Origin of the sequence: Deinococcus metallilatus (assembly GCF_004758605.1) — a bacterium.
Lineage (GTDB): Bacteria > Deinococcota > Deinococci > Deinococcales > Deinococcaceae > Deinococcus > Deinococcus metallilatus.
Map to the genome: position 1 here is coordinate 657,501 of NZ_CP038512.1, position 14,034 is coordinate 671,534.

The following is a 14,034-nucleotide window of genomic DNA, read 5'->3' on the forward strand; positions in this document are numbered from 1 at the left end:
CAGTTTGCCGTAGAACTCGGTGAAGCTGACTTCCTCGCCCTCTTCCTTGCGGGCCTGCATGGCGAGGCGCAGGAAGTTGGCGATGGTCACGCCGGGAATCTCGACCGGGTACTGGAAGGCCAGGAAGACGCCGAGGCGGGCGCGTTCGTCGGGTTCCATCTCCAAGATGTTCTGGCCGTCCACCAGAATCTCGCCTTCCGTCACGGTGTACTCGGGGTCACCCACAATCACCTTGGCGAGGGTGCTCTTGCCGTTGCCGTTCGGCCCCATGATCGCGTGCAGTTCGCCGCGCGGGACGACGAGGTTGATGCCCTTGAGGATCGGCTGGTCACCGACGGAGGCGTGGAGGTTGCGAATCTCGAGCTGGTGCGGTTGGTTCGTCATGGATGCTCCTTCTGGGGGTCCTGCAACCGGCCTCATTCTCAGCACCACGGGCTTCTTGAGAATGATTCCTACTTACCTGGCTATTGTACCCAGCGCGTGGGCTAAAGTCGAGTGGTTCACTGTGGATTGAACGGCAGTGCTGGACGCGGGAAAGGAGTCCATTTTTCACCGCTCCCGCCTCCCGCGTCCGGCTTCCCGCCGCCCAGATGAGGAGCTGATCAGCCTTTTTCACGCTTGCCACGCCCGCGCGTGCTACCCGTGAAGACCATGAACCTTCTGGCGCTGATCCAGGCCGCTGGCCCCCTGCTGTGGGTGCTGCTGGCGCTGTCCGTGTACGTCGTCTACACCGCTGCCGTGCGTACGCAGATACTCGCCCGGCTGGGCCGTGATCCCTCCGCGCTGATTGAGCGGGCGCGGGCCGTCACCGCCGAGAGCGGCCCTGCGGCCGCACTGGCCGAGGTGGACCGCGCCGCCGACCCCACGCCCGCCGCCGCCGTGCTGCGCGCGGGCCTCAGCCGTGCTGAACGGGGCGTGGACGCGGCCCAGGCCGCCATGAATGCCGCCGTGCTGGTCGAGGACACCCGGCTCTATGCGGGCCTCTCGGCGCTGGGGACCGCCGCCCAGATCGCGCCGCTGCTGGGCCTGCTGGGAACCGTGATCGGCATGGTGCGCTCGTTCCTGGTGTTCAGCTCCATCACCTCGCCCACGCCCGCGCAGCTCGCCACTGGCATCAGCGAGGCGCTGATCAACACGGCGGCGGGCCTGATCGTGGCGATCCTCGCCTATGTGGCCCGCAACGCCCTGCGCGCGAAGGCCGACCGCATCGCCACCCAGGCCGAGCGGGTGCGGGAGGAACTGCCCGCGTGGCTCACCCCCCGCGGCCTGATCCCGGTGACCGGACGGGCGGTGCCGGAAGTCGCCCTGAACTTCGACAATGTCCCGGCCGGTGGGGCGGCACGGTGAGGCGGCGCTTCCGGGACGGTGACGCGGTGACCTTCGACTTCGCCCCGATGGTGGACATCGTGCTGCTGCTGCTGATCTTCTTCTTTCTGACCAGCAACCTCGGCGCGCGGCAAAACGCCCTGCCGCTCGATCTGCCCCGCGCCAGCACCACCGTGCAGGAGACGCCCGCCCTGCCCATCGTGAGTGTCGACCGCGGCGGGAAGGTCTATCTGAACGGCAAGGAAACCACCCTGACCCGGCTGGGCGGGCAGCTCAAGCCTCTACTGGGCACGTCGGGCGGCGTGGTGGGCCTGCGGGCGGACGAGCGCGGCAACTACGGCACGGTCGTCCGGGTGATGGACGAGATCAAGAAGGCGGGCGGCGAGCGCCTGGCGCTGGGGACCCGCACCGCTCCCGCCGGGGGAAAGTGACGGCGACGTGACCACGCTGCCTCCCCCTCCCCCCAGTCCCTCCAGCCCGGAACGTCAGGAGCGGCTGCGCGCGGCCGGAGTCACCTTCCTCCTGCACGGGGCGCTGCTGCTGGGGCTGCTGGCCGCGCGGCCCGACCTGCGCCCCCCGGCCCTCACGGCCCCGCCCGACCTGAAGCGGGCGCCGCTGGAAGTGGTGACGCTGGCGCCCCCGGCGACGCCCACCTCCCCTCTGACGCCCCCGGTCCGTGAACGGGTGACGCCGACGCCGCGAACCCCGGTCACCCCCCGCCCGCAGGCCAAACCGGCCCCTCGGCCGACCCCGCAGACTCAGTCTGCGACTCCGCCCAAAGCGGCCCCGGTGCCCAAGCCCCAACCCACGCCCCAGCCTGCCCAGCCCGCCCCGCAGGCTCCCGTGCGGCAGGCGGCTCCCCCGACACCGGCGCCTGCCGCGCGGCCCGCCCCCTCCGCGTCACAGACTCCGGCCCCGACCCCGGCCAGCACGCCCGACCCGGATCGGGCCGCGAGCGCCGCGCCGCTGCGGCCCCTGCCCCGGACTTCCGAGCGCGTGAAGGTCGAATCCGCCGAACCGGCAGGAGCCGCCCCATTCCCGTCGCCCCAGCCGACGACAGCACAGGCCCCGGCCACATCAGCTCCGGCGACGGAGGCCCCCGCGACCACCGCCGTGCCGGAGAACACTACCCCCGAGACGCCCACGGCTGCGGCCCCGGCAGGCGCAGGCACCCCGGACCCTGAACCCCGCGCGCAGGCCGACGACACGCCCGCCGCGCCGGTAGCTGCCGCCCCAGCGGCACCCGCCCCGGACCCGGAACCCGTGACCGCCCTCCCACGCCGGGAAGACGCCGCACCGGCCAGCACCCAGGACACTGCCGCTCCGGCCAGGGGCGAGGCCACCGCCACTGAGGAACCCGCTCCGGCACGCGGGGCCGCTTCCGCCGCCACTTCGGCGGAGAGCGAGGCGCCGGTGACCCGAATTCCCGCCCGCCCGCTGAATGCCCCGCAGGGCAGCGCGCCCGAAGTTCCCACCACGTCACGCGGCACGCTCGCCCCGGGCACACCGGAGGCGGTCGCCGGTCGGGAGGGCACCGTCGCCCGCACCCCCCAGGCCACGGCGCCGGATGCGCCCACGCCCTCGCGCAGCACCACTCCCGCGCCTGTCCCCGAGACGGCGGCCCCCACCCCCGAACGCACGCCCGTTCCGACGGCTCCCCAGGCGACCACGCCGGTCCGGACGCCCGCTCCACCCGCCGCGACCCCCGATCCCACCCCCTCCACCGCTCCGACCCACGGCGCGGCGGGACAGGGCACCTCCGCCGCCCCGGCCGCCGAGGTGGCCCGGCCCGCCCCCACGCCCGGCACGCCCGTTGGAACAGGGGAAGGCACCGCCAGCCCCACCCCGCGCAGCGGAAGCACCCCGGGCGACGCCAGCCCCGGCCCGCAGACCGAGGCGCCCGCACGCGGCACGCCGGGCAGCAACGGCGCGACGCCCGCCGCTCCGGCCGCTCCGCGCGAGTCCTCGGAGGGGCGGGGCAGCGGCGCGGGCACGGCGCCCGATCCCGGCCCGGCGGCGGGCGGACGCGGCGGCACGAGCGGCACCGGGACAGGTGGCGGCCCCTCCGGTGGGGGAGAGGCCCCAGCGTCCGGCCGCTCCGGTAACGGGGAGGGCGCGGGTTCCGGTGCGCCTGGCGGGGGCGGCACCGGTGGCGGCGAGACGGCCCGCGCGGGTGGCGGCGGTGGCGCGGCGGCCGGAAACGAGGACCGCCTCCTCACCTGCACGGTGGTCGTGGATGTGCGCGGCCTGGGGTCCTTCCAGCGCGACATGACCAGCTTTGTCTATGACGAAAGCGGGACGCAGCTCTGGCCCGACGCGGCGCTCGTCAAGGGCGTCAGCTCGCAGCTCGTGCAGGAAGGCAGCCTCCAGACCTACATCACGTCCGAGAGCCAGATCGCCGGGTTCCAGAACGTGACGCGCGTGAAGGCCGCCCGCGTTCAGCCCAACCGCATGGCCCCCAACTCGAAGGTCTTCACCGACGCGGTTCTCAGTGCCAGTGCCGCCGGGCAGTTCCGCTCGGCGGGGAAAGCCTGCCGCGTCGTGTATCTGAAGGACTGAGGCCCCGCCCCGGAGGCCGTCAGCCTCCCGTCATTCCTCTCTGTTATGAGGTGAAACATGCGTAAACCCGCTCTGCTCGTTCTGACCGTCCTGCTGTCCGCCCCCGCGTTCGCCTGGGTGCCCAAGCTGGAGGAGACGACGGCCAGGAACGTCATCGACGGCGCGTATGGTCGCCGCGACCCGGTGCCCACCTACCAGACCATCGACCTGAACGTCAAGGACGGCAAGTTCGTCGCCGGAGAGGGCGCCGTGAAGGCGTTTGACGGCGGCGACAAGTGCCTGGCCGACTGGCTCGCCGCACCGACCGATTTCACCAAGGGCAGCCGCCCCGCCGGTGTCACCGTCAGCGGGCAGGCCGACCAGCTCTACTTCCAGGCGCAGGACGCCCGCGACAACTTCCGCAATCTCAGCGCGCAGGACGCCCTGGGAGCCGACCTCGCCGGGAAGCGCATGACGGACGGCCTGCTGCGCGTGGACGTGAACGTGCGCGGCCTCCCCAGCGAGAAGGCCCGTGACGCCTACCTCGTGCGGCTCAAGGCCCCGGACGGCAAGCTGATCGCGCCCGTCCGCAAGAGCTATGTCAACGACTTCAAGCAGGATGGGGCCACCTGGACGGGTACCCTGGTCTACTACTTCGAGCCGCTGAAGGCCGGAATCGGCGCGAGTGACAAGGTAGACCTGCTCCTGCGGACCGAGGCCGACACGAACTGTGCGTACAGCGTGGGGCTGGACCTGGGCAGTTTCCAGTAAGCGCAGTCAGCGCCGAGGGCAGAGGGCGGAACTCTCGCTCTCTGCCCTCTTTTACGGTTTCCGCCCGGAGGCGAGGACGACCGTGGAGTAGGCGAAGAGGCTGCCGGAAGTCTCCAACGCGCGAAAGTGCGCTTCGAACTCCGTCCACTCCTCCGCGGTGAGGATTCCGGCCCTCAGGGCGGCGTCGGGACGAGTGAACCAGGTGCCGAGCAGGGCCTCGGCGTCCAGGGGAACCACGATGACCTCCGCCGTGACCTGTGCAAGACCGGCGGTGCCAAACAGGCGGCGAAGCTGACGCCCCGGCTTTCCCCGGAAAGTCGCCCCGGGGGCCTGTTGCCGGTTGAAAGCGGTGATGCGCCGGTCCAGGGCCTGCATGGTTTCGCTGGCGTAATCCACGGTGGGCGGGAGATCGGTGTCCAGTGCGCTGACCCAGCCTCCCGGGCGGGTGACGCGGATCATCTCGCCCAGCAGGCAGGCCGCCTCTGGCGTGTGCATCAGGACGCGCTCGGCCCGCACGGCGTCGAAGTGATGGTCGGGGAAGGGCAGGGCCAGTCCGTCGGCCTGCCGGAAGTGGATGTTCGCCCGCTGCGGCAGGGCGGCGCGGGCGTGGGCCAGCATGGCCGGGTCATGGTCCACGCCCACGACTTGCCCCTCTGCTCCGACCCGCTCTGCGAGGGCCGCCGCATCCAGCCCCGGCCCGCAGCCCACGTCCAGCACCTGCGCCCCCGGAAAGAGATGCAGGGCGTCGTAGCTCCGGTGCTTGGCCGCCTGCATGACGCGGCACAACTGTTTCAAATAGGCCGCGTCGATAAAACCCGGCATGCTTGGTGACACGCTCATGCTCAAACCTCCGTGTTGTGGTCAGGGGCGGACCCCGGTTGCCCGCACCCTACCACGCACGGCCCTTCTGACCGGCCCACCTGACCGGCACTTCACGACGAGGAGATTTGCGCCTTCACCACCTCGATGGCGTCCGGGTTCTCCAGACTCGTCAGGTCGCCCTTCACCTCTCCCGCCACCAGCAGGTCGCGCAGGAGGCGGCGCATGATCTTGCCGCTGCGGGTGCGGGGCACGGTCGGCGTGACGATCACGCGGGCGGGGCGGGCGATGGGGCCGACGCCGCGCACGATGGCCTCTGCCAGTTCGTCTTCGAGTTGCGGCCCGGCCTGAGCGTCCCCGCGCGGCACCACGAAGGCGACCGGGACCGATCCCTTCACCTCGTCCGGCTGCGCGACCACCGCCGCCTCGCTGACGGCGGGGTGGGTGATCAGCGCCGCTTCCATCTCCATCGTGCCGATGCGGTGCCCGGCGACGTTCATCACGTCGTCGAGGCGGCCCGTGACCCAGAGCTGGCCGTCGGCGTCCACCAGCGCCGCATCCGACGCCGCGTAGCTGCCCGGAAAGTCCGAGAGGTACGTCTGCACGTAGCGGGCATGGTCGCCCCACACCGTCCGCGCCAGGCAGGGAAAAGGCTCGGTGAGGGTGAGGGCGCCGAGTTCGCCGGGCGCCGCTTCCTGACCGTCATCCCGCACCACGCGGGCGCGGTAGCCGGGGAGGGGATGGCCGCAACTGCCGGGGCGGGTGGGCGTCAGGCCGACCATGCTGCTGGCCCAGGCGGTGCCGGTTTCGGTCTGCCCGTAGGTGTTGTTCAGGAAGATGCGGCCCGCACCCAGCTTGCCCTGCGTCCAGTGCCAGGTTTCCGGGTCCAGCGGTTCTCCGACCAGACTGATCAGTTCCAGCGTGTTCAGGTCATGCTGGCCGAGGGCGGCGTCCCCGGCGCGGCGCAGCATCCGCAGGGCGGTGGGGGCGGTGAAGACCTTGTTGACGCCGTACCGCTCGATCACCTCATAGGGACGGGCGGGGGTGGGCGTGTCGATGCCGCCCTCGTAGATCACATGCGTCGCCCCATGCGCCAGGCCGCCCACCAGCGCGAAGATCGGGAAGGTCAGCCAGCCCACGTCCGCCGTACACCAGTACACGTCCTCCGGGCGGAGGTTCAGCGCCCACTTCACGTTCGCGTAGGCCCCGGCCAGAAAGCCGATCCCGGCGTGGACCAGCCCCTTCGGTTTGGAGGTCGTGCCCGACGTATAGATGATGAAGCCGGGTTCGTTCGCCTCCAGCGGGACCGGCTCGGCACGGCGGACGGTGGCATTCAGCAGTGCGTGGAAATCCTGCTCCCCCTCCCTCAGCGGGAAGTCCCGGTCCACCCGCCGCGCGACGATCACGTGGGGGATGCCCAGCCCCTCCATCGCCTCGTCCAGTGTGGCCTTGAGGGGAACCACCTTTCCGCGCCGCAGTGTGGCGTCGGTGCAGACGACGACCTTCGGGCGGGCGTCCTCCAGCCGGTCACGGACGGCGGACGCGCTGAAGCCCGCGAAAATCACGCTGTAGATCGCGCCGATGCGGTAGCAGGCGTGGATGGCGATAAAGGCTTCGGGCACGTTCCCCAGGTAGATCGCCACCCGGTCGCCCTTCTGCACCCCCAGGTCTTGCAGCGCGGCGGCAAAGCGGGCGGTCGCGTCCGTCAGTTCGCCGAAGGTCCATGTCTCGCGAAGGCCGTCCTCGCGCTCGTACAGCAGGGCGACGCGGTCCGAGGGCCAGCGGTCCAGGCAGTTGACGCTGACATTCCCGGTCGCGCCGGGGTAATAGCGGAAGTCACCCAGCGTGCCCTCGACGGCCACCGTCGGCGGCCTGTCCCAGGTGAGTTCTCGGGCGATCTCCATCCAGTAGGCGGGCGGGTCCAGGGCCAGCAGACGGGCGGCCTCCTCCTGCGAGACGGGCGCGGTGGCCTTGAGGGTGTCGGTGGGCGGCACGAGCGGATGCTCCAGCAGCGATTTCTCCACGGGGAACCTCCAGGGTGAGGGGATGAGTTGCGCTTGTTCCGCACGCTAGCGCGTTCGCGTCCGCGTTGCCAGCGCCTACAATTCCTGCGTGCCCGTCTCCTTCCCCCTTCTCGCCATCGACATCGGCAACACCAGCACGGTGCTGGGCCTCGCGGACGAGCGGCTGAACCTCACCCACACCTGGCGTATCCGCACCAACCGCGACGTGCTGCCCGACGACCTGGCGCTGCAACTGCATGGCCTCTTCACCCTGTCCGGTGCGCCCATCCCGCGCGCGGCCGTGCTGAGCAGTGTCGCGCCGCCCCTGGGGGCGAACTACGCGCTGGCGCTGCGCCGCCATTTCGGCGTGGAGGCCTTTGAGGTGATGGCCGAGAACCTCCCCGACGTGACGGTGGAACTCGACCAGCCGGGGAGCATCGGCGCGGACCGCCTCTGTAACCTGTTCGGCGCCGAGAAGTACCTGGACGGGTACGAGTACGCGGTCGTCGTGGACTTCGGCACCAGCACCAACTTCGACGTGATCGGGCGGGGTCGGCGCTTTATCGGCGGGATTCTCGCCACCGGCGCGCAGGTCAGCGCCGACGCCCTCTTTGCCCGCGCCGCCAAGCTCCCGCGCATCACGCTGGAAGCGCCGGGGAGCGCCATCGGCAAGAACACCGTCCACGCCCTCCAGTCCGGCCTGGTCTTCGGGTACGCCGAGATGGTGGACGGCCTGCTGCGCCGTGTCCGCGCCGAACTCCCCGCCCCCGCCGTCGCCATCGCCACCGGCGGCTTTGCCCGCACCATCGAGGGCATCTGCCGCGAGATCGACTTCTACGACGAGACGCTGACGCTGCGCGGGCTGGTGGAGCTGTGGGCCAGCCGGGAAACGGTGGGGGAGGGGCGGTAGGGGCTACCGCGTCCCCAAGAACGCCACCAGCACCAGCAGGCCGAACCCCAGGCTCCCGACCACCAGTGCCGGACCTCCCAGGCGGCGCAGCACGGCGAAGTCCACGCCCAAGCCGATGCCCGCCATCGAGGCCGCCGTGAGCAGCAGGCTGGCGGTCTGCATGGCTCCCGTCAGCGGCCGCGGCAGGAGGCCGGTACTGCTGACCACGCCGACCAGCAGAAAGCCCACCAGAAAGGGCGGGAGGAGGGGAGGCCGGGCAGCCTGTGTCCCTGCGTTCACCGCCTGCTTCCGCGCCAGCAGTCCGCCCAGCAGCAGCAGCACCGGCGCGAGCAGCGCCACCCGCGTGAGCTTGGTCAGCATGGCGAAGTCGAGGGCGTGGCTGCCCTGCGCCGCCCCCGCCGCCAGCACCTGCGCGATCTCGTGCAGGCTGGAGCCGGTCATCAGGCCGTACCGCTGCGCGCTCAGCCCCAACGGCAGCGCCAGCAGGCTGTATCCCACCACGCCGACCGTCCCCAGCAGACTGCAAACCGCGACGGCCACCGACACCTCGTCCTCGTCGGCCTGGACCACCGGGGCGGCGGCGGCGATGGCCGAGGCCCCGCAGATGCTGGAGCCGACCGCGACGGCCAGCCCCAGCCCACGCGGCAACCCCAGCCGCCGCGCCAGCCAGGTCATGCTCAGCAACCCAGTGGCGATCACCGCCAGATCGAGCAGCAGCACCCGCACCCCCGCCTGCGCGAACAGCACGAAGTTAAGCCGCACCCCCAGCAGCACCACCCCCAGCCGCAGCAGCGTGCGGGCGGCATACCCCGCGCCCGGCTGCACGCTGGGTGGCAGCCGGAACAGGCCGCGCACCGCCAGCCCCAGCAGCAGTGCCAGCCCCAGCGCGCCCAGCACCCGCAACCCCGGCAGCATCGAGAGCAGGTAAGCCGCCGCGGTCAGCAGGGCGACCAGGGCCAGGCCCGGGAGGCGGGATCGGAACGAGGTCAGCTTGGACATGCTCCGAGGCTAGAAGCCGCCGGAATATAAATCAAATCGAAGTTTTTAGGTGCCTACCCTAAAAACAGCTATAACTGGATCATGCTTCTCCATGCCGAGCATCTGCTGACCTTTGCCGCCGTGGCCCGCAGCGGGAGTCTGACCGCGGCGGCGCGCGAACGGCACCTCAGCCAGCCCTCGGTGTCCACGCAACTGAAGCTGCTCTCCGAGGCGGTGGGCGAGCCACTGTTCACCCGGCATCGGCAGGGCGTCCGGTTGACTCCGGCGGGGGAGGCGCTGCTGCCCCACGCTCAGGCGCTGGGGCGGGCGCTGGACGGTGCCCGGCGGTGGGCGTCCGACCTGCAAGACCTCCGGCACGGGACGCTGCGGGTGGTGGCGAGCAATACCCTCGCGGCCCATGTCCTGCCCCGCGCGCTGGCCGCCTTTCACGCGCGGCATCCTGCCGTCACGCTCCATATCCAGACCGGCAACACCCGCGAGGCGGTGCGCGTCCTGCTGGAAGGTCAGGCCGACCTCGCCCTGATCGAGGGGCCGGTCCAGCCTTTCCCCGGGGGTATGCAGGCCACCGTGATCGGGCATGACACCCTGCGCCTGATCCTGCCCCCCCAGCACCCGCTGGCCCGCCCCCATCTGGAGGCGGGCGATCTTCAGCACCTGAAGGTCATCTGGCGCGAACCCGGCTCCGGCACCCGCGAAGTGGCCGAGGGGGTGCTGCGTCAGGCGGGCCTCACCGTGCAGCCGGTGCTGGAACTCGCCGGGACGGAGGCCATCAAGGAGGCGGTGATGAGCGGCCTCGGCGCGGCCTTCGTCTCCGAGATGAGCGTGCGCCGGGAACTTGCCGCCGGGCAACTCGCCAGCCCCGCCCTGGCCCTGCCCGGCCTGGGGCGCGACCTCACCGCCCTGACCCCGGAAGTGCCCTCCCGCACGGCCCGCGCCCTGCTGGAAGACCTCCTCGCCCTCCGGGGGGCAGGCCTGTAGCTTGTGGCCTGTGGCGTGTGGAGAAAAGAAAAAAGCGAATGGGAGACGTCATTTTCGTCCCCCACCCCTCGACGAGCGACAGGCCACGCGCCACAAGCCAGCTACACCCCCAGCAGCAGAATCACCTTATGAATCACCCACCCCAGCGCGATGCAGATCGGAATGGTGGTGAACCAGGCCGTCACGATGCGCCCGGCGACCTGCCACTTCACCTTCCTGAAGCCCTTGGTGGTGCCCACGCCCATGATGCTGGCGCTGATGGTGTGCGTGGTGCTGACCGGAATCCCCAGGCGGCTGGCGGTTTCGATGATGAGCGCCGCGCTCGTCTCGGCCACGAAGCCGTCCACGGGCTTGAGGTCCACGACCTTGAAGCCCATCGTCTTGATGATGCGCCAGCCCCCCGTCGCGGTGCCCAGGCCCATCGCGGTGGCGGCGGACAGGATCACCCACAGCGGCACGTGGTCGTAGGCCGCTCCCGCGTAGGCGCTCAGGGCGAAGGTGATGATGCCCATCGTCTTCTGCGCGTCGTTGCCGCCGTGCGAAAAGGCCATGAAGGCGGCGCTGAAAATCTGCGCCCAGCGGAAGGTGCGGGTGACGGCGCGGGGACGCAGCCAGCGCAGCACCAGCCAGGACAGCAGCGCCATCAGCAGGATCGGCACGACGAAGCCCAGCAGGGGACTGGTAAAGAGGCCCGTCAGCGTCTTGGTGACGCCCTTGGGGATGATGATGCCCCAGCCGCCCGCCGCGACGCCCGCGCCCACCAGACTGAAGATCAGCGCGTGGCTGGAGGAGGAGGGGAGCCCCTTCCACCAGGTGTAGAGGTTCCAGAGGATCGCGCTGAGGATGGCTGCCCCGACGAGTTCCAGCGTCGCGTACTGCTGTGGCACGATGTCGGTGGCGATGGTCTTGGCGACGGCGGTGCCGGTGAGCGCCCCGACGATATTCATGACGGCGGCCATCGCGATGGCCTGGGCGGGGGTCAGCACCTTGGTGGCGACGGAGGTGGCGATGGCGTTCGCGGTGTCGTGAAAGCCGTTGATGAAGTCGAAAGCCAGCGCCAGCGCGACGATGACGATGAGGCCGATCAGGGCGATTCCCATGAAGTCCCGTACCCCGGCCTTATGCGTTCTTCAGGAGAATACTCTCCACCGTCTTGGCCACGCGCTGCGCCTGGTCGGAGGCGTCCTCGATCAGGTTGACGATCTCGCCGCCCCGCATCGCGCGGATCATGCCCGGCACGTCGTTCACGCCCTGGTAGAGGGTGCGCTGCACCTCGTCGCTGATGCGGTCGCCCTCGTCTTCCAGAGTGCGGATCTGCTGGGCCAGCGCGGCCAGTTCGCGGATTTTCCCGGTGTCCTCGATCATCGGCATGCCCTGGGCGAGCAGCGCGCACTGCTGCTCCACCACGCGGGCGAGCTGCGCCATCTGCGGCAGGGGACCCTCCACGCCGTACAGGCTGAGCTTGCTCGCGGCCTCCTCCATGCTGTCCACGAGGTCGTCGAGTTCGTTGTTCAGCGCGATGATGTCCTCGCGGTCGAAGGGCACGATGAACGACTCGGCCAGCAGGTTGGTGATCTCGCGGGTGATGCGGTCGCCCTCGTGTTCGAGGTCGCGCACACGCTGCACCTTGGCGTCCACGTCGGTGTAGTTCTCCAGCAGGTCCACCAGCGCCTGGGCGGTGGCGTGGGCGTTGCGGGCGGCTTCAGCGAACTTCGCGCTGAACTGGGGGTTTCTGGGCATGAATTTTGACAGCACCATGACAATCCTCTCCCATTCTCCGCCGGTCTGTCAGCCCCGTGTCAGGCGGCGGCAGGCGGAGCGGGAGGCCCCAGGCCAGGCGACCTCCCGTGCAGGTTCAGTGTAGGGCCTGGGGCCAGGCTCGGTCAGGCCGCCGGGACGGGGGAGAGGTGGACCCGGTTGCCGCCGCTCGCCCGGGCGCTGCTGAGGGCCTGCTGCGCGTCCGCGAGCAGGGCGCGGCCGTCCGGATGTCCGGCCCAGACGACCACGCCCACGCTCACGGTGGGCAGGACGCCGTCCAGGGGCCGGGAGGCGACGCGCAGCCGCAGCCGCTCGCAGGTGGTGCGGGCAAACCGGCCGTCGGGCACACGCATCAGCACCGCGAGGGTGTGGTCCCCCAGGCATCCGACCACGTCCCCCTCGCGGATGGCGGCACTGAGGGTGCGGGCCACGTGGGCACGCAGGGCCTGGGCAAAGGCGATCCCCCGTTCCTCTTCCACCTGCTCCAGACCGTCCACCGTCAGCACGGCGACCGTCAGGCCCGGGGCGTGCCGCGTCAGATGACGGTTGAGGACCCGTTCCAGTGCCCGGCGGGCAGGCAACCCGGTCAGGGCGTCGCGTTCCTGGTCGGGGATGCTGGCCCAGGCGCCCTGACGTGCCTGTGACGTGGCCCGGCGCGTCGCCACCTGCTGACACAGCAGCGCGGCTCCCCCCGCCAGCAGCAGTTGCAGCATGCTGTTGAGCAGCGCGCTTCCCTCGGCCCCGCGCGCGGGCAGCGGCCCCACGGCAAAGGCGGCGGTCAGCAGCAGCGTGGCGCCCAGGGCCGCGCGGCCCAGGACCCGGCCCCACTGCTCACCCAGCAGCCAACTGTGCATCAGCAGGAACAGCGGGAACCAGGGAACGATCCCCGCCGCCGCCCGGGTCCCGCCCCCCACCCCCGGCGCGAACAGCAGGAGCGCGAGCTGCCCCAGCATGAAGATCCAGCCCCCCACCAGCAGGAGCAGGTCCAGCACCCGCAGCGGGACGCGCTGCACCAGCGACAGCGCCAGCACCAGGCCCAGCAGGCCCGCCAGCAGGGGCGACGTGGCCGCGAAGGCGGCGGGCATCCCCAGTCCGGGCAGGGCCAGCGGCAGCAGCGTCCCCAGCAGCACGAGGGGCAGGACCAGTTGATAGACGTCCCGGCGGCCAGGTTCCCGCCGGAACACCCCGCGTCCGCGCCAGCCGTGGGCTGGGGGCAGGACCTCGGGGAGCGGCAGGAAGGAATCTCGCATACCCATGCAGGGAACCACGCTCCGCCTCACCGGAACCTGACACGCCCACGCCCCCGCCATAGGCGTTGACACCCTCCCCGCCCCCTGCTACATTGTCACCCGCTCGTCCGAGAGGGCGCAGCAGTGTGGTGCGCGGGAGTAGCTCAGCTGGTTAGAGCGCACGCCTGATAAGCGTGAGGTCGGCAGTTCAAGTCTGCCCTTCCGCACCAAGAGAAAACCCCGCCTGGCGCGGGGCTTTTTCATTTGTCAGAGGCGGCGCACCGCCCCAAATCGGCCTCCGTGGGCAACCGCGCTCTGGGGGTTGTGTCAGAGGGAGAGTGCGACCGTCAGGCCATACGTGTCAACTTTCCAAAGTCTAACTTTGGAGCCTGCAGGGCAAGACACTTCCAGCGACTGCTGAGAGGTGCGGTTTCGCATGGTCGCTCAATCTGGGACGTATTCGCCCGAGGGCATCTTCGGACTGTGTCTGGCAGGCACATTGATGCTGATCTGCGCCGGGTGCCTCAAGAGACGGTGGCAGGGAGTCAAGCATGCTCTTCGGCGCGTGGGTAGGCTGCCCACCCCGCCTGCCGCACGTGTCCCCCTTGGCTGGCCCGACCCTCGCGGTCCACCGAGACGACGAGGGCTTGCAGTTTCCCTTCCACCACACCCTGGCCAAACTGGGCGGCCAGAGCCGCGGTCG

Annotated in this window: 13 protein-coding genes and 1 tRNA gene (1 of these 14 cut by a window edge); 7 read left to right on the forward strand and 7 right to left on the reverse strand. The window is 70.7% G+C overall.

The window, feature by feature from the left end; translation table 11 throughout:
- Positions 1 to 384, reverse strand: the start of a protein-coding gene (sufC, locus tag E5F05_RS09090) for a Fe-S cluster assembly ATPase SufC (RefSeq protein WP_129118303.1). The gene continues 387 nt to the left of window position 1, outside the view; 384 of the gene's 771 nt are visible here — the first part of the coding sequence; the start codon lies at positions 382 to 384; its stop codon lies off the left edge, out of view.
- A 267-nt stretch (positions 385 to 651) separates the two neighbouring features.
- Between sufC and E5F05_RS09095 the strand changes: the two genes are divergently transcribed.
- From E5F05_RS09095 to E5F05_RS09110, 4 genes are read left to right on the forward strand one after another with little or no spacing between them, the layout of a single operon-like run.
- Complete coding sequence (locus tag E5F05_RS09095) at positions 652 to 1,347, forward strand: MotA/TolQ/ExbB proton channel family protein (protein ID WP_129118304.1); 696 nt, start codon at positions 652 to 654, stop codon at positions 1,345 to 1,347.
- Positions 1,344 to 1,757 carry an ExbD/TolR family protein gene (locus E5F05_RS09100; RefSeq protein WP_129118305.1) on the forward strand — a complete coding sequence of 138 codons (414 nt, stop codon included), beginning with the start codon at positions 1,344 to 1,346 and terminating at the stop codon, positions 1,755 to 1,757. Before E5F05_RS09095 ends, E5F05_RS09100 begins: the two co-directional genes overlap by 4 nt.
- A 7-nt stretch (positions 1,758 to 1,764) precedes the next feature.
- The gene (locus E5F05_RS09105; protein ID WP_146719924.1) at positions 1,765 to 3,885 is read left to right on the forward strand and encodes a hypothetical protein; all 2,121 of its coding nucleotides are present in this window, start codon (positions 1,765 to 1,767) and stop codon (positions 3,883 to 3,885) included.
- Between the two features lie 57 nt (positions 3,886 to 3,942).
- The gene (locus E5F05_RS09110) at positions 3,943 to 4,635 is read left to right on the forward strand and encodes a hypothetical protein (protein WP_129118325.1); all 693 of its coding nucleotides are present in this window, start codon (positions 3,943 to 3,945) and stop codon (positions 4,633 to 4,635) included.
- A 51-nt stretch (positions 4,636 to 4,686) separates the two neighbouring features.
- Here the strand turns inward: E5F05_RS09110 and E5F05_RS09115 are convergent, their stop codons facing one another.
- Together E5F05_RS09115 and E5F05_RS09120 are read right to left on the reverse strand one after the other, a co-directional pair.
- Positions 4,687 to 5,475: a methyltransferase domain-containing protein gene (locus E5F05_RS09115; RefSeq protein WP_129118326.1), complete on the reverse strand. Its 789-nt coding sequence runs from the start codon at positions 5,473 to 5,475 to the stop codon at positions 4,687 to 4,689.
- Between the two features lie 92 nt (positions 5,476 to 5,567).
- Complete coding sequence (locus tag E5F05_RS09120) at positions 5,568 to 7,478, reverse strand: acetate--CoA ligase (RefSeq protein ID WP_129118327.1); 1,911 nt, start codon at positions 7,476 to 7,478, stop codon at positions 5,568 to 5,570.
- An 88-nt stretch (positions 7,479 to 7,566) separates the two neighbouring features.
- Between E5F05_RS09120 and E5F05_RS09125 the strand changes: the two genes are divergently transcribed.
- On the forward strand, positions 7,567 to 8,367 hold the full coding sequence (locus tag E5F05_RS09125; RefSeq protein WP_129118328.1) for a type III pantothenate kinase: 801 nt from the start codon (positions 7,567 to 7,569) through the stop codon (positions 8,365 to 8,367).
- A gap of 3 nt (positions 8,368 to 8,370) precedes the next feature.
- Here E5F05_RS09125 and E5F05_RS09130 read toward each other — a convergent pair whose 3' ends face one another.
- Entirely contained in the window at positions 8,371 to 9,366 is a 996-nt protein-coding gene (locus tag E5F05_RS09130; protein WP_129118329.1) for a YeiH family protein, read from the reverse strand.
- Between the two features lie 81 nt (positions 9,367 to 9,447).
- Here E5F05_RS09130 and E5F05_RS09135 point away from each other — a divergent pair, with 81 nt between their 5' ends.
- The gene (locus E5F05_RS09135; protein WP_129118330.1) at positions 9,448 to 10,344 is read left to right on the forward strand and encodes a LysR family transcriptional regulator; all 897 of its coding nucleotides are present in this window, start codon (positions 9,448 to 9,450) and stop codon (positions 10,342 to 10,344) included.
- 101 nt (positions 10,345 to 10,445) lie between these two features.
- Here the strand turns inward: E5F05_RS09135 and E5F05_RS09140 are convergent, their stop codons facing one another.
- The 3 genes from E5F05_RS09140 to E5F05_RS09150 all read right to left on the reverse strand — a co-directional run bounded on the left by E5F05_RS09140 (position 10,446) and on the right by E5F05_RS09150 (position 13,352).
- Positions 10,446 to 11,444 (reverse strand): inorganic phosphate transporter, encoded by a 999-nt coding sequence (locus E5F05_RS09140; protein WP_129118331.1) that lies wholly within the window; start codon positions 11,442 to 11,444, stop codon positions 10,446 to 10,448.
- A 19-nt stretch (positions 11,445 to 11,463) separates the two neighbouring features.
- A complete protein-coding gene (locus E5F05_RS09145) occupies positions 11,464 to 12,102 on the reverse strand; it encodes a DUF47 domain-containing protein (RefSeq protein WP_129118332.1) in 639 nt (212 codons plus the stop codon).
- Between the two features lie 125 nt (positions 12,103 to 12,227).
- Positions 12,228 to 13,352 carry a GGDEF domain-containing protein gene (locus E5F05_RS09150; protein ID WP_129118333.1) on the reverse strand — a complete coding sequence of 375 codons (1,125 nt, stop codon included), beginning with the start codon at positions 13,350 to 13,352 and terminating at the stop codon, positions 12,228 to 12,230.
- 132 nt (positions 13,353 to 13,484) lie between these two features.
- Between E5F05_RS09150 and E5F05_RS09155 the strand changes: the two genes are divergently transcribed.
- Positions 13,485 to 13,561 (forward strand) — tRNA-Ile (locus tag E5F05_RS09155).
- The last annotated feature ends 473 nt before the right edge of the window (positions 13,562 to 14,034 follow it).

What these genes read in the sequence shown, in the direction of transcription:
- E5F05_RS09135 (WP_129118330.1), top strand. Translation starts at nt 9,448, where the DNA reads ATGCTTCTCCATGCCGAGCATCTGCTGACCTTTGCCGCCGTGGCCCGC.
- E5F05_RS09130 (WP_129118329.1), bottom strand. Translation starts at nt 9,366, where the DNA reads ATGTCCAAGCTGACCTCGTTCCGATCCCGCCTCCCGGGCCTGGCCCTG.
- E5F05_RS09145 (WP_129118332.1), bottom strand. Translation starts at nt 12,102, where the DNA reads ATGGTGCTGTCAAAATTCATGCCCAGAAACCCCCAGTTCAGCGCGAAG.
- E5F05_RS09150 (WP_129118333.1), bottom strand. Translation starts at nt 13,352, where the DNA reads ATGCGAGATTCCTTCCTGCCGCTCCCCGAGGTCCTGCCCCCAGCCCAC.
- E5F05_RS09110 (WP_129118325.1), top strand. Translation starts at nt 3,943, where the DNA reads ATGCGTAAACCCGCTCTGCTCGTTCTGACCGTCCTGCTGTCCGCCCCC.
- E5F05_RS09140 (WP_129118331.1), bottom strand. Translation starts at nt 11,444, where the DNA reads ATGGGAATCGCCCTGATCGGCCTCATCGTCATCGTCGCGCTGGCGCTG.
- E5F05_RS09095 (WP_129118304.1), top strand. Translation starts at nt 652, where the DNA reads ATGAACCTTCTGGCGCTGATCCAGGCCGCTGGCCCCCTGCTGTGGGTG.
- E5F05_RS09115 (WP_129118326.1), bottom strand. Translation starts at nt 5,475, where the DNA reads ATGAGCGTGTCACCAAGCATGCCGGGTTTTATCGACGCGGCCTATTTG.